The organism is Salinibacterium sp. NG22 (genome assembly GCF_015864925.1).
Classification (GTDB): Bacteria; Actinomycetota; Actinomycetes; order Actinomycetales; family Microbacteriaceae; genus Rhodoglobus.
On sequence record NZ_JADYWG010000001.1, the window covers coordinates 209,193 to 227,054 of the forward strand.

The following is a 17,862-nucleotide window of genomic DNA, read 5'->3' on the forward strand; positions in this document are numbered from 1 at the left end:
CAAGAGGGTTTATTACTTGTAGAAACCGCGAATTGAAGGAGGCCACACGATGGCAGATCGCAGCTTGCGCGGCATGAGACTTGGTACCCAGAGCTTACAGAGCGAAGAGGGTGTCGAGTTTTCCCCGCGGAAAAAGAGCGTATACAAGGCGGCCGACGGCACCACGTTTGAAGTGATGTTCTCGTCTGACGCCGAAGTTCCCCAGCAGTGGCTTGACGCCAAGACGGGTCACGAAGGAACACTCCTCGATGACAACGGCGAGCTGGTAGAACTCGATGAGGTCGACGTGAAGGTTCCCCGTAGCCACTGGGACATGCTTCTCGAACGTCGTACCCGCCCCGAATTAGAAGAGCTTCTCCAAGAGCGTCTCGACTTCTTGCGTGCCCGTCGCGGCCAGCAGAAGATCGGCGCCTAACTAACGACGTGCTGCATTCAGGGTCGCCGCTATTCCCCAGCCGGTGACCCTGAGCAGTGCTTCTGCAACAATTCCTGCATGCATTTTTGATCGACCTGTTGAGCGCTCAACGAACGTGATCGGATGCTCCGCCACTCGGTAGCCCGCACGTTCCAAGTTCCAGGCCATTTCTACTTGAAAGCAGTAGCCCTGCGACGAGACTCCGTCGAGGCCTAACTCTCGCAGCGCACTCGCGCGAAACACTCTGAACCCTGCAGTGATGTCCCGGATGTCGGAGTGCAGCACCGCGCGGGCATAGGCGTTCCCCGTTTGCGAAATGGTGTGCCGAAACCATGGCCAGTTCTTGACGGAACCGCCGGGCACCCAGCGGGAACCGATGACAAGATCGTTGCCTGCTTTGGCGAGAGCAATCATCGCCGGAAGATCAGACGGATCATGGGAACCATCGGCGTCTATCTCCGCGATGTAGTCATAACCGCGCTCAAGGGCCAGCGCAAAGCCGGCGAGGTAGGCCTTGCCGAGTCCCTCTTTCTTGGCGCGGTGCAGCACAGTGATGCCCGGATCGGCGGCGGCGAGCTCTTCGGCGCGCTCCCCCGTGCCGTCAGGGCTCGAATCATCGACCACGAGCACGTGGGCGCGTGGCACGGCTTGCCGAAGTCGGCCAACGATCGCGGAAATGTTCTCGATCTCGTTATAGGTCGGGACGACCACGACGACGTTAGGCATTTTTTCTCCGACCGGCCATTGCTGCGACGATGAGTGCGCCGAGCCCTATTCCTGACACGAGCCACTCGAGCTCGCGACCCCAGACAACGGCCGGAGTGATGCTGGTGGAGAGCGGCACGTCTTCGACCATGGTGGCCGCCGTGTACCACGGTACTTCAGCAATTGTGGTTCCGTCGGGGGCGATGATCGCGCTCAAACCGACAGTCGAGATATTGACGACACTGCGGCCGAGTTCGAGCGCGCGAATGCGGGCCATTGCGAGCTGTTGGGCGCTCTCATCGGTGCGGCCGAAATCCGCGTTGTTGGAGGACGCGATGATGAGCTGAGCGCCCTCTTCGACGGACTCTGTAAGGATCTGGTCGTCGACGATGTCGAAACAGATGTTGACGCCGAGGGTCACACCGTTCACATCGAAGACCATATCGGTGCTGCCGATTGAATAGTCGCGCCCAATGAGCCCGATGAGGTCGGGCGCAAACTGCTCCCAGATCTCGCGGTTGGGGACATACTCGCCAAAGGGAACGGGATGGCGTTTGTCGTAAATATCGACGACGCCCTCCCCCGGCATCCACAACAACTGACTGTTATAGATGTTTCCGTCACGCTCGGTGATGTCGCCGGAAATCAGCGGTGCATTGGCGTTATCGACGACGTAATCGAAGGCTGCTGCCGCGTAACTATTGCTCAGCGGCGAGAGATCGGTGCCGCCCTCGGGCCACACCACGAGATCGAGATCCTGGCCGTAGAGCGGCTCGGTGGCGGTGAGTTGCGCCTGAAGTAGGTCACCGCGGTCGCGCTCGTCGAAATAGGCGGCTTTTCCATTTCCTTGGACTGCGCCGACGCGGAGTGTTCCGTCGAGGGTCGCGTGCCACGAGGGTGCGTTCAGCAGCAGAGTGACGACCGTTACCGGTATGAAGGCGGTGCGTAGCGCCCGCGAGAGGTGCTGGGCGCGTTCATCCAAGGGAAGTTCGCGGTAGTTACGCCAGGTGTATTCGGCGGCGGCAAGCGAAAGCGCGACAACAAGAACCATTACGAAGCTGACGCCCGAGACGCCGAGCCACGGGAAGAGGGCTGCAAGCGGGCTCTCCGACTGAGATAGAGCAACGCGGCCCCAGGAGAAGCCGCCATAGGGCCAGACGCTCATCCACGCTTCGCGCGCCGTCCAGAGGCCTGAAACCACAACGGCGAGGCCCAGCGTTGCTCCCCAGCCCGCTCCAAAAGCGCGCGGCAACCAGCGATAGGCCAGGGTGATTGCGAGCCCGCCGAGCGCGACGAACAGCGACTCAAGAAACGACAGTGCCAGCATCGGCACAGGGCCCAAAAAGAGAGATGCCCAGGAAATGTGCGTCAAATAGAACGCCACTCCGCCAAGGAAACCGACGAGAAATGCCCCACGGGAGCTCCGCCCGCGAAGGGCGATGAGCACGAGCGCGATGCCGACAAAGGTCATCGGCCAGACGCTCTTGTCTGGGAACCCTGCATCCAAAATGGGGCCGGATGCCAGTGCAACCACAATCGCAGCCCAGAAGGGCAGCACAGCAACGGGTTTATCGGGCATCACGCGTTCGAGCCTAAGCGACAGAACTGTAGGCGACGATTCCGCGACGGATGCCGTCGAGCGCCTTGCGCGCGGTCGGGCCGACATTGCCATCAGCGACGACCGAGAGCTGGTCAAGAAGGTCGATCGTCTGTTTGGTGACGCGCACAAAGTCACCCGCAGCCATATCCGCGAGATCGAGCACGGAGTCAAGGTTGGCTCCGTTCGCCCAGCGGTACATAGCGAGCGCGAGCCCAGCCGCGAGTGGTTGGCTGCCGGGGAGACGGTTGTCACGCTCGAGATCGTCGAGCTCTGCCCACAGCGTGGTCGTCTTGTCGAAGGCCTCACGGAAGGCACCACGCGGGAGGTAACGATCGCTGAGGTCACCTTCGTCGCGACGGGGCTCGTACACCAGCGTCGTAGCCATAGCGGCCAAAGAGGGGGCGTCGAGCTCGTTCCAGAACCCGTGTCGCAGTGATTCGGCAACGAGGAGGTCGCGTTCTCCATAGATGCGTCGCAGCGTGCGGCCGTAGGAGTTGATCGTCATTTCACCGTTGGCTCCCGGCTCGATGTAGCCGAGCTTGGTCAACACATCGGTGACGCGGTCGAAGATCTTGGCAACCGCTCCTGTGCGGTTCTGAATCTGACGAGTCAGCTGATCCGTCTCGCGCTTCAGGCGCCACCAGCGTTCGGCCCAGCGTGCGTGAGATTCGCGCTCTGGACAGGCATGGCACTCGTGTTTGCGCATCTGGCGACGCAGATCGGCGAGCTTGCGCTGACGCCGTTCACGCTCGGCGCGGTGCCCCGCATCGTTCTTGGGCTGCGACTTCTTTTCAAGATCATTGAGTTCACGACGGATGCGGGAGTACTCGCCAAAGTCGCCCAAGTGGCACTCCATTGACTTGGCATAGCCGTCGAGCGAGTTCTTCTGCGAACGAACCTTGCGAGCCAAATCGACGACAGCGCGGTCGGCTTGGAATTGCGCGAAGCTCGATTCCAGAATCTCGCGAGTGTGCTCCCGACCGAACAGCTCGATGAGGTTCACGGCCATGTTGTAGGTCGGCTTGAAGCTCGAGTTCAACGGGTAGGTGCGGCGTGACGCGAGGGATGCCACCGCCTGCGGGTCGAGCCCGTCCACCCACTGGATGACGGAGTGACCCTCGATGTCGATGCCGCGACGGCCGGCACGACCGGTGAGCTGGGTGTACTCCCCCGGAGTAATCGGAACGCGAGCTTCGCCGTTGAACTTCTCAAGCTTTTCGAGCACAACGGTACGGGCCGGCATGTTGATGCCGAGCGCGAGCGTCTCTGTCGCAAAAACAGCCTTGACAAGCTTCTTTTGGAAAAGTTCTTCGACGACCTCTTTGAATGCGGGAAGAAGGCCAGCATGATGGGCGGCAACGCCCCGCTCGAGACCGCTGAGCCAATCCCAATAGCCGAGAACAGCCAGATCTTCATCGAGGAGCGTGCGGCAGCGAGCCTCCACGATCTCGCGAATCTCGTCGCGCTCCTCGGATGTCGTCAGGCGAACGCCCGCGCGCAACACTTGATTCACCGCCTGATCACAGCCCATGCGACTGAAAATGAAGAAAATGGCTGGCACAAGATTCTTTGACGACAGCATTGCGACGACATCGGCGCGATCCATGCGAGAACGTGCCGGGCGACCGCCGCGAGAGTCATGGCGACTACTCTTTCTGCGATTGCCGACACTCTGGCTTCGACCACCGAAGCGCGCCATCTGCGCGAGTTCTGGATTCACGCGGTTCGTTGCGGCCAAGCCTGACGAGTCGAAGAGGTCAATGAGCTTCGTGCCCACGAGCACATGCTGCTCCAGAGGCACTGGGCGGTCTTCTGAGACGATTACTTCGGTATCGCCCCGAACGGCCTGCAGCCAGTCACCAAACTCCTCAGCATTCGACACAGTCGCGCTCAGCGAGACCATGTGAACGTCCTCAGGCAAATGGATGATCACTTCTTCCCACACGGCGCCGCGGAAGCGATCGCCCAGGAAGTGCACCTCATCCATCACGACCGTGCTGAGGTTCTTCAGCAGGTCAGACTTGGCGTAGAGCATGTTGCGCAGCACTTCGGTGGTCATGACCACAATGCGCGCGCTGGCATTGACGTTTGTGTCACCGGTGAGCAGCCCTACGTTCTCGGGACCGTACTCGGCGACGAGCTCCTGAAATTTCTGATTGCTCAGCGCTTTCATCGGCGCCGTGTAGAACACCTTCGGCCCATCGAGCTGCATGGCGCGGTAGATAGCGAACTCAGCGATGATCGTCTTGCCAGCTCCAGTCGGAGCAGCGACGAGAACGCTCTTGTCGTCTTCGACAACTTGGCAGGCTGAGATCTGAAACTCATCGAGATCGAAGCGCTGGCTGGCGCGAAAGGCTTCAAGAACGGGGTATCCCCGACGCTTCTTTGCCGCGGCGTACCGTTCGGCGGGAGACAGTTCAGTCATTGACTACAGCCTAAACGGTGATTGCTTAGCCTTCTGCTCGCAACTCGGCGTCAACGGCGGCAGCTTTCTTGGCCGCACGTCGATCATGAAGCCACGCAATCAGTGCTGCGATGAAGTAGAGAATGATCATCGGAATGGCGAGCAGGAACATTGAAATGACGTCGGCGGCAGGCGTAGCGATTGCGGTGAAGATGCAGATCGTCAAAATGGCGACGCGCCACCCCTTGAGAATTGCATTCGCCGACAGCACCCCCACCAAGTTGAGAAGCACCACAAAAACGGGCAATACGAAAGCGATCCCAACCGAGAGCAGCAGCTTCACGATGAAGTCGTAGTAGTACTTTGCGTTCAGATTGGAGAGATCTTGGTCACCCGCGAAGCCCAACATGAGCGTGATGATGTTCGGCATTACATACCAGCCGGCGGCACACCCTGCGAGAAACAGGGGAATCGCGGTTGCTAAAAAGCCAATTGCATATTGCTTTTCTTTGCGCACAAGGCCGGGAACCAAAAACGCCCAGACTTGGTACAGCCACACCGGGCTTGCGGCGACGATCGCCACCGTGAACGCGATCTGCATACGGATATCGAATGCTTGAGTTACCGCGTCATAGTTGAGAGCGGCACCGCGGCCGGTTGCGTCAGCGATGTTGGTAATCGGTGCGCGCAAGGCGTCGATAAAGAAATTCGCAAAGATAAAACCTGCGATAGCGGTCACAATGATCGCAATCGCGGAAATGAACAACCGCTTCTTGAGCTCTACGAGGTGCGCGCCGAGTGACATCCGTTCTTCACTCTTGGAACGCCACCTCTCGGCGCGAACTGCCATAGGGGCTAGGACTTAGGAGGAGTGTCGCTGTTCGAATCCGCCGAAGTGTCGGCTGGGGAATCGGAACTGTTCTCGTCTTTCATCGTCTTGACCTCGCTGCGGAAGATGCGCATTGACTGGCCGAGACTGCGCGCGAGCCCAGGAAGTTTCGGTGCGCCGAAGAGCAAGAGGATGACGACCAAGAGAATAACGAGGTGCCAACCGCTGAGATTGCCGAGCATGGAGAACTTCCTTAAAAATCGAAGGCTGCGTTGGCCAATCATACCTAGATTTGCCGTGATGCGCCGAACAATGAACCGTTATCGGGCTGATGGTTCGCGCGGTGCGAACTCAACGGGAAACCACCGTTGAGGCTGTCGCCCAAAGCCGAGAAGAACGTAATCAGAACGGCTGCGATGCTTGGGGTGGTAAAGCACCACGGCGGGTTTCGCGAGCAATTGCGCATCGCCCGCGCTCACCAACGACTTCACGACTACTCGCTCGATTCCCGCGCTGTCGGTGTAGCGCACCGCAATGCGGGGAGCTCGCCGTCGGCGGCGATACTCGCTACTGATGCCCGCTGTCTGCGCGCCGGCCGTGAGCAAATACGCCCGGATAGTCCGGCGTCGCAACCACGTTGCGAACCAGAGCAGAGCGATGAGAATCAGGCCAGCAGCAAAGACCCAGCCCACCTATGACCACTCCTTGGGCCACTGCATCTGAGAAGCGTCGCGCTTAGTGATTGTCTTAGCGCGAGCAATGCGGCGTTCGTGCCTAGCGAGCTTGACTTCAGCGCGCTGGCGCTTGTGCGCTTCATGGCGATCGCGAATCTCCACCATCTCGGTGAGGATTGCCAGTTGTGGCTTGCTGAGTTTCTCCGACTCGACATCCAGAATCGACGTCTTCTCGACGACATCCGAAAGATCCTTCATCAGAACCATTGCCTTACGGAACAAGATCCACGCAACAACACCCAGCATCGCGACCAAGATGAGTACGAGCCCCACCCAGATGAGCAGCCAGCCCCACCATGCAATCATCGCGGCACCTATCGCTGTTCCGCGTAGAGGTCGGACCCAGCCTGGGCCCAGCCCGCTACCGCACGTCGGGCCTCGTCGGGCGCCACGACGGTTACGACGCCGGGGAGGCCAGCGATGAGTCGCTTGAGACCGTGAAAGTGGGGAACACGAACCACCGTGCGCACGCGATCCCCCGCGGGTACCAGAACAGCATCTTCTGGCACGTAGTCCCCCAGCAGGCCGATGGCGCTCCGGGCCACCTCGACGGTGACCTCAATGTCTTCGGCAGAAGTATCGAAGAGCGTTTCCGGCAAGTTCACATCGCCAGCAGTGTGCGTGATCGCCTCGGTTGTCATCGCCGGTTTGGAGATGCGGTCGAGACGGAAGGTGCGCACATCCTCCCGTGAATGGCACCAGCCACGCACGTACCAGTCCGCGTCCACTGATTCAACCCGGAGCGGGTCAATCCGGCGCCGCTCGGACTCGCCGCGCGAGTTGCGATAGTCAAACTCAATTTGGGTACCCGCTGCTACGGACTCACGGATGAGGGCAAGCGTCTCGTCGAGCGCACTCGACTCTACCGCGACGGCCGTTGGTTGCGCGGATGCTCCCCGTGACAGCTTCGAGGTGAGGGTTGCGATAGCTTCGCGATCGGCATGCTCGGGCAGGCTCGAGAGGTACTGCAAGCCCGCGATGAGCGCAGACGCTTCACGGGCGGAGAAACGTGGCGTGTCATCGATAGCGACCAGGTGCGTCAACACGATCTGGTCGTTATCTTCGAAGTCGTCCCAGGCAATATCGAAGAGATCGCCTGCCTGATAGGTAGCGGTATCGCCAGGGATTCCTGAAACCGCGATGAGTCGTACTGCGTCGCGAATGTTCTGCTCGGGCACGCCAAAGTGAAGAGCTGTTTCTGCGACACTGACGCGGTCACGGTCCATGAGATAAGGCACGAGCGCGAGCAAAAAGACCAGCTTGTCTTGAGCGCGCAGCGGCGGAATTTTTTTAGCCATGGTCTGCCACCGTTCTCGTGAGTCGTTCAATAACGGCGGACCGCAAATGGGGCGGAGACACTGCAACAACCTCGGGCCCAAAGCTGGCGAGCTCGTCGGCCATGATGTTGACGTCAGTGAAGTTGACCTCAAGCATGCAATCCGGATGCAACACCGCTCCACGACGTTTGCCCAGACGAGTAGCGGCGTCGGTGCCGGGTTCCACCCGCAGCACAGCGACGTTGGACTGCCAGACCTGCTCAAGCCCAGACAAGGCCTGAGCAGCGGCGTCATCCGTTACGTAGTCGAATGTCTTTTTACTGCGCTGGATGTCGCTGACGATGCGTCGCAAGAGGAACGTCTTGAACTGTTCCGTCTTCGGGTCTTTGGCATACAGGTGCCAGCGGCCCTGATGTTGCACGAGCGCGAGTGGCGCTACGAGCCGAGTAGTCGATGACTGCTCCCCCGGCTTCAAATACTCGAAGCTGACAAGCACGCGCCGATCCATCGCTTCGCGGAGCGGTTCGAAGGATGCATCGCGCACCCGCAATTGTGGCGCGTAGCTGAGGACCGGCTCCGCCGTCTCGATGCCGAGCGATCGGAGTTTTACCATGGCGCGGCGTGAACCCTCAGAGAGAGAACCCTCACGCCACACCATCGCGGCGAGACCGAGAAGCGTGGATTCCTCCGCCGAAAACTTGATGTCCTCGGGAAGTTCGTAGTCGACGCGAGGGATGCGGTAGCGAAGATTCTGATTATTACCAGCCTGCTCGGGAGGCTCGATCGTTTCGAGCGGAACCCCAAGCTCGCGAATGTCGTCCTTATCGCGCTCAAACTGGCGCTCAAGGTTCGCGTTATCCCCCGAGTGTACGAAGCGTTGGCGATAGCCCTGCACCGTCGACAGGATCTCACTCTTTGTGAGCCCATTTTCGGTGGAAAGCAACGCCAAAACGAGGCTAAAGAGCCGTTCTTCGTTGGGAACTTTCGGTGTTGGCACGAGTCAAATCCTATGTCTCTGACACCCGGCCGTGTCGTGGGTTGCGGTTACTGCTCTTGAATTCCGAGGATGTCGAATACGAAGACGAGGGTGGCGCCGCTCGTGACGCCAGTCGGCAAGGCATCAGCGGCGAAGCCGACATCCGCGGGCAACACGACGAGCACCTGCGAGCCAACAGTCTGGCCGATGAGGGCTTCGGTGAGTCCGGGAGGGAGGCTCGAATCGGCGGTCTCTGTGCCCGTTACGAGGAAGGTTCCGGGAACGCCAGATTCTGCCCAGCTATTGGTGAACGTGCTTTCAGCACCCCACTCGATTCCGCTCACGTGCATTACTGCTGCGTCGCCCTCTTCGAGAGGCGCGCCAGAGCCTACCTTCAGCGCTGTGAACATGAGGTCACTCGGCACATCGCCGGACGGGAACGTGAAACCGGGCTGACCATTCGGAGCCAGCACAACGGAGGGGAATCCTGCAGGAGCGAGCTTGTTGGCTCCATCTGCCTTGCCGGGATAACGATTTTCGACGTCGCTCACCATCACGATGGTGTCGTCGTCGGCGAGCGGAAGCTGGTTCTGAGCGATGTTCTCTGTGCCGAGAATGTCGCCTGCCGTGCCCGTGGTCACAATGCGCGAACCGACAGTCGCACACTGAGCAATGTCACCAAAGTGCGGTGCACCCTCGGTGACAGCCACACGCAATCCCGCGGTGTCGTGTCCGGTCGAGATGAGCTGTTCGCCGGTCTCGCCGCTGTAAATCGTGATTTGAAGGGTCGTGATGTCACCAGCGCCGACCTTATCGCCGTCGCCCTCAATAGCGAGCTCGCTCTCGACATCCGTTGAAATAAGCGGAGTCGGGAACTCGGCCTCGGGGTCGGTGCTGAGAGCGCCAGAAGCACTCACGAGCGCGGAATTGGAGCCAGAGGAATAAACCGGGGTGCAGTCCGCGAAGCTCAACGGACCATTGGCACAACCCGCCAACGAGACAACAACTCCGGCACTGAGGGCCACCACTGCAAGCTTGCGCACAAACACTCTTTTCATCGTCACAGACATCGCCAACACTCTACCGGTCAGAAGCCCCGGCCTCAGCCGCGGCCTTCGCTTCGCGCGCCGTCTTGCGGAGACGTTTGGCGCTGGCGTTTCGTTCGCCGAGCGCTCCGGGTGTCCAGACTTCGACATCTTCGTCCTTGAAGTCAGTCTTTGAGGCGCGACGCTTGAGCTCGGGCAGTACTGATCCTGGCGCGAGACGACGGGCCGTCATGAGAAAACCAGTGTGGGCGACCATGCGGTGATCTGGGCGAACGGCGAGTCCTTCAACGTGCCAGCCGCGCACCATCGTTTCGTTGGAATCGGGCTCCGTAAAGAGGCCAGTAGCGCGGATCGCCTCCGCGACACGAGACAGCTGGGTGACCGTTGCGATGTAGCAGAGCAACACTCCGCCGGGAGTGAGCGCGTCGGCGCACTCCTCGATGCACTCCCAGGGCGCGAGCATGTCCAGCACGATGCGGTCAACAGAACCTGGCTCAACGGATGCCGGCAACTGCTCCTGTAGGTCGCCAACCGTGACCGTCCAGTTCGTGGGTTTCGCGCCTAAGAAGGTCTCGACGTTCGATTGAGCGATCTCAGAAAACTCTTCACGACGCTCGAAGGAGTTCAACTGTCCGCTCGCGCCGATGGCGCGCAGCAGCCATAGGGAGAGCGCACCTGAACCGACACCGGCTTCTACAACGTGGGCGCCAGGGAAGATGTCGGCTTGGCCGATGATCTGGGCGGCATCCTTCGGATAAATGATTGCGGCACCGCGCGGCATCGACATGACGAAATCGGTGAGCAGTGGGCGCATCGCCAAGTATTCGATGTCATTGGTGCTCGTTACAACGCTGGCATCCGGCTGACCGATGATGACGTCGTGGCTGAGGACGCCACGGTGAGTGTGGAACGATCCCCCAGCTTCGAGAGTCACCGTGTTGAGGCGCCCTTTGGGCCCGGTGAGTTGTACGCGGTCCCCTTCACGGAAGGGGCCGCTCTGTCGTCGGAATACGTCGCTCATCGCGTGGTCACCTTTGTGTGCAGTTCGGAGAGATGGTTCAGGGTGCGGCCGTCAAGAGTTGGCCAGAGTGCGTGGGTTTTGTCTTCGGGGATGTCCACCATGAAGGGAACACCGATGACAGTGGCACCCGAGGCGAACGCCGAAGTGGCACCGGGAGGGGAATCTTCGATGGCAACGCAGTCGGTGATTTCGACACCGAGTGCCGCCGCGCCCGCGAGGTAGGCCTCAGGATGGGGTTTAGCGTTTTCGACGTCGTCCCCGGAGATGACGGCGTCAAAGCCGTGGAAGCCCAGGTTCTCGACAACGTGATGAGCCATGCGGCCGACTGACATGGTGACGACTGCGGTGGGAACACCAGCAGTGCGCAGTTCTTGCAATAGTTCGCGAGCTCCCGGTCGCCACGGGATGCCGGATTCCTTGAGTTGCGCCATCACGCTGTCGGTGAGACGGTCAACGATCGTGACGGCGTCGAGAGTGACGCCCTTCGTCTGCATGACTCGAGCGGACTCGAAAAGTCCTTTGCCCACACAGGCCATGGCATCGTCATGCGTCCAAGTGCCGCCAAACGATTCGATAAGCGTGGTTTCCGCAGAAATCCAGTACGGTTCGGAGTTGATGAGGGTGCCGTCCATGTCCCACAAGACGGCCGCCGGAGTGGAGTGAGTCACAACGGACCATCGTAGTTCTATCCTTGACTGAACAACATTCCTGCCACGCACCACAAGGAGACCAGTGACTAACACCCCATTTGCGAACGGACGACTCCTCGTCGTCGCCTTCGAGGGGTGGAACGACGCCGGTGAAGCAGCGAGCGGCGCAGTGCGATCGCTCAAAGAGCAACTCGACGTGTATCCCATCTCAGAAGTCGATCCCGAAGAATACTTCGACTACCAGTTCAACCGTCCAGTGCTCTCCCACGACGACGACGGCAACCGCGTCATGACGTGGCCGTCGGTCACAATGTACGGCCCGTCTCGCCCCAACGCCGAGCGTCCTGAGAGTATCGCCGCTGATGCAGAACTGCAGTTGAGCGCCAACAATCAGTCGAACATTTATCTCTTGCTCGGCACAGAACCCTCGCGCTCCTGGAAAGCATTCACCCGCGACATCCTCGAGACCGTGGTCGACAACGGCATCTCTTCGATCGTGTTCCTCGGAGCGATGCTGGCCGATGTGCCCCACACTCGCCCCATTTCAGTCTTCACGTCGAGCGAAAATTCCGCCGTTCGCACCGCATTGGACATCGAGCGCAGCAGTTACGAAGGCCCCGTTGGCATCCTGTCGGTACTCGGTCAGGCCGCAGAAGCTAGCGGCATTACGACGATGTCGATCTGGGCATCCGTTCCGCACTATGTGCACAACGCACCATCGCCGAAAGCGACTCTCGCTCTCATCGACAAGCTCGAAGAAATTGTGGATGTTGTGATTCCCCGCGGCGATCTCGTGACTGAAGCGACCGACTGGGAAACAGGCATTGACGCTCTCGCCGGTGAAGACGATGACATGTCGTCGTACATCGAGCAGCTCGAACGTGCTCGCGACACGGTCGACTCTCCTTCGGCCAGCGGCGAAGCAATTGCTCAAGAGTTCGAGAAATACTTGCGAAGCGGCGATGACAAGCCCGATCCGGGTGCCGCCGGCGACGAGCCGTGGCGCGGCAAGGACTAATCGCGCTCTGTTCGGTGTTCTGACCGTGGAAAGGGCCAGGGCAACATGACGAGCCCGGCCCGAAACTCTAGTGCGGCTAGACCGGCTGAATCACGTTGAGCGACAGCAGCACGTACAGCGTCACGCCCAAGACCACGCGGTAGATGACAAACGGCAGGAACGAACGCTTTTCGATGTAGCGCATAAGCGCTGCGATCACGACGTAGCCCACGAAAAATGCAATCACCGTGGCGACGGCCGTTTCTGCATAGGTAAACACTTGGTTGGGCTCGCCAAAGCTGTGCACGAGCTCATAGAGTCCGCTGCCGAAGACGGCAGGGATCGCCAGTAAGAAGCCAAAGCGTGCCGCAGCGGGGCGCGTGTAGCCGAGAGCGAGGCCCGCTGTCATCGTCGACCCTGACCGTGAGACACCCGGCACCAAGGCGAGCATCTGGGCAAGGCCGATCGTGATGCCATGGCCGTAGCTCATGTCTTCCAGAGCGCGCGTGCGCTTGCCGAGGTAGTCAGCGATTCCCAAGATGATGCCGAACACGATCAGGACTGTGGCAACCAACCAGAGTGAACGGAACGTCGAACGGATGTACTCCTGAGCGAAATAGCCCACGAGCACAATGGGAATAGTGCCGATGATGACAAGCCAGCCGAGCCGTACATCCGGATGATTTCGATCGATCTTCTCGCCGTGGGAACCATGAGGCTTTCGGAATTGCTGAAACCAGCGACTCAGAATGCGAGCGATATCTTTGCGGAAAAAGAGGATGACGGCGAGCTCAGTGCCCAACTGGGTGATTGCCGTGAATGTGGCACCCGGGTCGCTCGCGGAGGGCAAAAACTCGCCCATGATGCGCAAATGGGCGCTCGAAGAGATCGGAAGAAACTCCGTGAGGCCCTGAACAAGCCCGAGAATTATGGCCTCAATGAACCCCATGGAACGCTCCCGTTTAGGTAAGAACTAGTACTTGAGAAGCAGGTCTCCCAAGACCTGCCTGCCAAAGACTAATGCGTCCAACGGCACACGTTCGTCAACGCCGTGGAACATCCCCGGGAAGTCGATCTCGGGCGGCAACTGCAACGGAGCAAAACCATAGCCGGTGATGTCGAGAAGCTTGAGCGCTTTGTTGTCCGTGCCACCCGACATGAGGTACGGCAAAACAGGGGCACCGGGATCGAAGACTCCGAGGCTTGCGACCATCGCATCGACAAGGGGCCCATCGAAACTTGTTTCGAGGCCGATGTCGCGGTGCATCATCTCGATCTCGATCTCATCGGGCAAGAGTGCACGCACTTGCGCGAGCACCGCATCCTCTTCGCCGGGAAGGGTGCGGATGTCGACGAGTGCTTCTGCGACGTCTGGAATAACGTTGTGCTTGTAGCCGGCCTTCAGTAGCGTCGGGTTGCTTGTGGTGCGCAACGTCGCCTGCAGGAACCCAGAAGCGGTGCCGGTAGCCAGAATCAACTGATCGGGACCGACCTCTTCTGGATCAATGTCGAGAATGCGAGAGAGCTCAGAGATGAGCAGCTTCGTAGTGTCAGTGAGATGCACTGGCCACTCTTGGCGGCCAAGGATCGCGATAGCTTCCGCGAGCTTCGTGACAGCGTTGTCGCTGATAACGCGCGAGCCGTGAGCGGCCATGCCCCGAGCGGTGAGCTTGATCCACATAAGAGCCTTTTCGCCCGTCTGCAGAAGGTAAGCGCGTTGGCCCTGGAGATCGACAGAGTAGCCGCCCACCTCACTGATGGCTTCGGTTGCTCCCGCAAAAATTTCGGGGTGCTTCTTGACCATGAAGTGCGAACCGTATTCGCCGCCGTTTTCTTCGTCAGCGAAGAAGGCGATCGTGAGGTCGCGAGCGGGGCGCTTGCCGGCACCCAGAATGTCGCCGAGCGCCGTGATGATCATGGCATCCATGTTCTTCATGTCCACGGCGCCGCGGCCCCACAGGAGGCCGTCGCGGATGATTCCTCCGAACGGATCTACTGACCAGTTCTTGGGATCAGCCGGCACGACATCCGTGTGGCCGTGCAGAATGAGCGCGGGACGCTCTTTCGCGTGCGGCGCAGAAGACTCGGTGTCGTAGCTGCCTTCCACCTTGGCAATGACCGTCGTGCGGCCGGTGGCAGCATCGAAGTATTGAGTGGTGAGGCCCATCTCCTCGAGCAACGCACCCAAGTATTCGGCTGCATCAGTCTCGCCGTTCGATCGACCCTCCCCATAGTTGGAAGTATCAAAACGGATGAGATCTTGCGCAATGCGTGCTGTGCGCTCGAGTTCTGGCTCAGAAGTCATATGCCCACGCTAGCCGTCTCGCCAGTAAATATCTGCACGCCACGGCATACCCGAAACAGGACTCTCGCTGGTGGTTATTCATGGCGTCATCTGGTGCTCAAAAAGGATGCTATTCTCTTATCTCGGCGGTGCTCTTGTAGCGCCGCAGATGCGCGCGGATGGCGGAATTGGTAGACGCGCTAGCTTGAGGTGCTAGTGCCCGAAAGGGCGTGGGGGTTCAAGTCCCCCTTCGCGCACAGCGAGGTGTCGTAAGACATCGAAATAGCTCGGATCCATGATTATGGGTCCGAGCTATTTTTTTGCCCTGACGGATCACCCGGGCCAGAATGCGCGCCTGCAGAAACTCGTGGGAGCTTCCGCAGGCGCCTGATATGGCCGGGTTACAGGGCGCCCGGGAGCAACCGAATGTTGCTTTTCGCGAGCTTCACAGCCTCGCCCGCTCCCCCATTCATGACCACTTTCGACATCGCAAGTGCGAATCCACGGGCCATTTCTCCGGTGATGGTGGGCGGAAGTGACAGCGCAAGCGGATCGGTAACGAGATCGACGAGCGCTGGCCCGTCGTGGGCGAGCGCCGCTTCGAGTGCCGAGTGGATGTCGGTGGGCTTTTCTACTCGCTGGCCAAAGATTCCGAGAGCATTCGCTACCGCCGCAAAGTCAACGGACGGAACATCCACGCCGAAGTCGGGAAACCCGTCAACAAGCATCTCGACCTTGACCATGCCCAGGGTTGAGTTGTTGAAGACGACGATCTTTACTGGCAGTTTGTGCGAAGCGACGGTAATCAATTCGCCCATCAACATTGAGAGTCCCCCGTCACCGCACATTGCGATCACCTGCCGGTCAGGGTGGCTCATTTGAGCGCCAATGGCCTGAGGTAGAGCGTTCGCCATCGAGCCGTGCAGGAACGAGCCGATGAGACGGCGCTGGCCGTTGGGGTTGATGTAGCGGGCCTGCCATACATTGCACATGCCCGTGTCGGCCGTGAAGATCGCGTCGTCGTTGGCGAGATCGTCGAGCAGCGACGCGGCGAACTCAGGATGAATCGGAATCTTCTTGTCGACATTCTTGGCATAGGCGTCAACCACGCTATTCAACAGACGGTGATGACGCTTGAGGGTCTTCTCCAGAAAGCTCCGGTTGGGGCGGTTCGTGATCAACGGTGTCACGGCGGAGATAGTGGCTGCCACGTCGCCGTGAACAGGGATGTCGACGTTGGTGCGTCGCCCTAAATGCTCTGCCTTCGTGTCGATTTGAGCGATGCGTTCGTGTGAGCCATCGGGCAAGAACTGTTCGTAGGGAAAGTCGGTGCCGAGCAGGATGAGGAGATCGGCATCGTGGATGCCATCGTGCGCTGCGCCGTAACCCAACATTCCGGTCATCCCGACATCGAACGGGTTGTCGTACTGGATCCATTCTTTGCCCCGGAGGGTGTGGCCGACCGGAGCGGCAAGCAGGTCTGCGAACGCTACGACCTCATCGTGCGCGCCCGCCACTCCGGCTCCCGCGAAGATCGCGATCCGTTCTGATGAATTGATGGCCTCAGCGAGAGACGCCACATCGGTAGCCGCAGGGGCCAAGACCGGAATACCCGGGCGAGCCAGCTGTGGTGCGCTGCCGACAGCGTCGAGCCCGGCGATGTCTCCGGGAAGCGTGATGACGGAAACTCCGCCGAGACTAATCGAATGGCGAAGTGCGGAGTTCACAACTCGGGGAGCTTGTGCGGCCGTTGAGATGAGTTCGCGGTAGTTGGAGCACTCGACGAAGAGGCGGTCAGGATGAGTCTCTTGGAAGTATTCGCTGCCGATTTCAGCCGAGGGAATCTGGCTGGCTATTGCCAGCACCGGCGCTCCACTGCGGTGCGCATCGAAGAGGCCATTGATGAGGTGCAGGTTGCCAGGCCCGCAGCTGCCGGCGCAGACCGCGAGCTGTCCGGTCAGTTGTGCATCGGCGCTGGCCGCGAATGCTGCGGCCTCTTCGTTGCGGACATGAATCCAATCGATGCCGCCTTTGGCGGACCCGCCGGTGCGCCTCACCGCGTCGACGATGGGGTTGAGGCTGTCACCCGCGATTCCGTAGATGCGGGTGACCCCTGCGTGTTGTAGTTGGCCGATGAGCTGATCTGAGACGGTAGCTGCCATGCCCCCAGTTAACTCCTCCCACCTGCACGATCACAGCGAACTGACTCGGTTGCCGCCGCCATCGACGAGAATGCTGCGGGTTCGCTGAGCTTTGTGGAGAGCGAATGGTAACGATGTATCGTTGAGTATCGGCGAGGCCGCTCGTGCCCCGCATCCACCGACTGGAGGATCAGCATGAACAACTCATTCGGAACCGGCGGCCGGGATTCTCGCCGTCCGTTCGCAGACGCATTCGACCACGCAGGCAAAGGACTCTGGGACGCGCTCGACAACGTGCGCTCCGAGTTCGAACGTCGCGTAGTCCCCCGCATGGGCCGCGGAGACGTTCGCGTCGCCATCCTCTCCCTGCTGGCGGAGGAGTCAATGCATGGCTACCAAATCATTCGAGAAATCGACAAGCGCAGTAATGGAGCGTGGAAGCCGAGCCCCGGCTCCGTATATCCCACCCTTCAGTTGCTCGCGGACGAAGGGCTGATCGAAGCGCACGAAGCCGACGGCAAGAAGACCTACACGCTCACTGAGAAGGGCCACGGCGAAGCTCAGGCTGGCCGCCCAGCTCCGTGGGAGAACTCTGAAGCGAAGGACTCCTCGCGCCCCACCGCACTCCCCCACGCCGCCGCGAAACTGGCGGAGGCAGTTGTGCCGCTGATGCGCACCGGAAACCCCGAACAGGTGGAAGAAGCCATCAGTGTCATCGATGATGCGCGCCGTAAGCTTTACGCGATCCTCGCCCAAGACTGAGCGGACAAGCCGCCATCGTCG

Annotated in this window: 18 protein-coding genes and 1 tRNA gene; 4 read left to right on the forward strand and 15 right to left on the reverse strand. The window is 60.0% G+C overall.

Annotated features, from left to right (window positions below):
• The first annotated feature begins 49 nt into the window (after nt 1–49).
• Entirely contained in the window at nt 50–415 is a 366-nt protein-coding gene (locus I6E81_RS01075; RefSeq protein ID WP_197105583.1) for an RNA polymerase-binding protein RbpA, read from the forward strand.
• Here I6E81_RS01075 and I6E81_RS01080 read toward each other — a convergent pair whose 3' ends face one another.
• From I6E81_RS01080 to I6E81_RS01135, 12 genes are all read right to left on the reverse strand, one after another.
• Entirely contained in the window at nt 416–1,141 is a 726-nt protein-coding gene (locus I6E81_RS01080) for a polyprenol monophosphomannose synthase (protein WP_197105584.1), read from the reverse strand.
• A complete protein-coding gene (gene lnt / locus I6E81_RS01085; RefSeq protein ID WP_197105585.1) occupies nt 1,134–2,699 on the reverse strand; it encodes an apolipoprotein N-acyltransferase in 1,566 nt (521 codons plus the stop codon). Before lnt ends, I6E81_RS01080 begins: the two co-directional genes overlap by 8 nt.
• Before the next feature lie 13 nt (nt 2,700–2,712).
• Nucleotides 2,713–5,145, reverse strand: a complete 2,433-nt coding sequence (locus tag I6E81_RS01090; protein WP_197105586.1) for an RNA helicase — start codon at nt 5,143–5,145, stop codon at nt 2,713–2,715.
• Nucleotides 5,146–5,170: 25 nt separating this feature from the next.
• Nucleotides 5,171–5,929, reverse strand: coding sequence for a twin-arginine translocase subunit TatC (tatC, locus tag I6E81_RS01095; RefSeq protein ID WP_197105587.1), 759 nt, complete (start codon nt 5,927–5,929; stop codon nt 5,171–5,173).
• A 50-nt stretch (nt 5,930–5,979) separates the two neighbouring features.
• Nucleotides 5,980–6,195, reverse strand: coding sequence for a Sec-independent protein translocase subunit TatA (gene tatA, locus I6E81_RS01100; protein WP_197105588.1), 216 nt, complete (start codon nt 6,193–6,195; stop codon nt 5,980–5,982).
• Between the two features lie 78 nt (nt 6,196–6,273).
• Nucleotides 6,274–6,645, reverse strand: coding sequence for a hypothetical protein (locus I6E81_RS01105; protein WP_197105589.1), 372 nt, complete (start codon nt 6,643–6,645; stop codon nt 6,274–6,276).
• Nucleotides 6,646–6,993 (reverse strand): hypothetical protein, encoded by a 348-nt coding sequence (locus I6E81_RS01110; RefSeq protein ID WP_197105590.1) that lies wholly within the window; start codon nt 6,991–6,993, stop codon nt 6,646–6,648.
• A gap of 8 nt (nt 6,994–7,001) precedes the next feature.
• Entirely contained in the window at nt 7,002–7,985 is a 984-nt protein-coding gene (locus I6E81_RS01115; protein ID WP_197105591.1) for a YafY family protein, read from the reverse strand.
• On the reverse strand, nt 7,978–8,961 hold the full coding sequence (locus tag I6E81_RS01120; RefSeq protein ID WP_197105592.1) for a YafY family protein: 984 nt from the start codon (nt 8,959–8,961) through the stop codon (nt 7,978–7,980). The genes I6E81_RS01115 and I6E81_RS01120 overlap by 8 nt, the downstream gene beginning before the upstream one ends.
• Before the next feature lie 47 nt (nt 8,962–9,008).
• Nucleotides 9,009–9,998: an FKBP-type peptidyl-prolyl cis-trans isomerase gene (locus I6E81_RS01125; RefSeq protein ID WP_231599990.1), complete on the reverse strand. Its 990-nt coding sequence runs from the start codon at nt 9,996–9,998 to the stop codon at nt 9,009–9,011.
• Between the two features lie 22 nt (nt 9,999–10,020).
• Nucleotides 10,021–11,007, reverse strand: coding sequence for a tRNA (adenine-N1)-methyltransferase (locus I6E81_RS01130; RefSeq protein WP_197105593.1), 987 nt, complete (start codon nt 11,005–11,007; stop codon nt 10,021–10,023).
• Nucleotides 11,004–11,675, reverse strand: coding sequence for an HAD family phosphatase (locus I6E81_RS01135; protein ID WP_307783880.1), 672 nt, complete (start codon nt 11,673–11,675; stop codon nt 11,004–11,006). Before I6E81_RS01135 ends, I6E81_RS01130 begins: the two co-directional genes overlap by 4 nt.
• A gap of 64 nt (nt 11,676–11,739) precedes the next feature.
• Between I6E81_RS01135 and I6E81_RS01140 the strand changes: the two genes are divergently transcribed.
• Complete coding sequence (locus I6E81_RS01140; RefSeq protein ID WP_197105594.1) at nt 11,740–12,675, forward strand: proteasome assembly chaperone family protein; 936 nt, start codon at nt 11,740–11,742, stop codon at nt 12,673–12,675.
• A gap of 76 nt (nt 12,676–12,751) precedes the next feature.
• Here I6E81_RS01140 and I6E81_RS01145 read toward each other — a convergent pair whose 3' ends face one another.
• Together I6E81_RS01145 and I6E81_RS01150 are read right to left on the reverse strand one after the other, a co-directional pair.
• Nucleotides 12,752–13,603: an undecaprenyl-diphosphate phosphatase gene (locus I6E81_RS01145; RefSeq protein WP_197105595.1), complete on the reverse strand. Its 852-nt coding sequence runs from the start codon at nt 13,601–13,603 to the stop codon at nt 12,752–12,754.
• 24 nt (nt 13,604–13,627) lie between these two features.
• Nucleotides 13,628–14,959 carry a M20/M25/M40 family metallo-hydrolase gene (locus I6E81_RS01150; RefSeq protein ID WP_197105596.1) on the reverse strand — a complete coding sequence of 444 codons (1,332 nt, stop codon included), beginning with the start codon at nt 14,957–14,959 and terminating at the stop codon, nt 13,628–13,630.
• A gap of 152 nt (nt 14,960–15,111) precedes the next feature.
• Between I6E81_RS01150 and I6E81_RS01155 the strand changes: the two genes are divergently transcribed.
• A tRNA-Leu gene (locus I6E81_RS01155) sits at nt 15,112–15,195 on the forward strand.
• Nucleotides 15,196–15,339: 144 nt separating this feature from the next.
• Here the strand turns inward: I6E81_RS01155 and I6E81_RS01160 are convergent.
• On the reverse strand, nt 15,340–17,100 hold the full coding sequence (locus tag I6E81_RS01160; protein ID WP_197105597.1) for a pyruvate dehydrogenase: 1,761 nt from the start codon (nt 17,098–17,100) through the stop codon (nt 15,340–15,342).
• A 174-nt stretch (nt 17,101–17,274) separates the two neighbouring features.
• On the opposite strand from I6E81_RS01160, the gene I6E81_RS01165 reads away from it, so the two are divergent.
• Nucleotides 17,275–17,841, forward strand: a complete 567-nt coding sequence (locus I6E81_RS01165) for a PadR family transcriptional regulator (protein WP_197105598.1) — start codon at nt 17,275–17,277, stop codon at nt 17,839–17,841.
• The last annotated feature ends 21 nt before the right edge of the window (nt 17,842–17,862 follow it).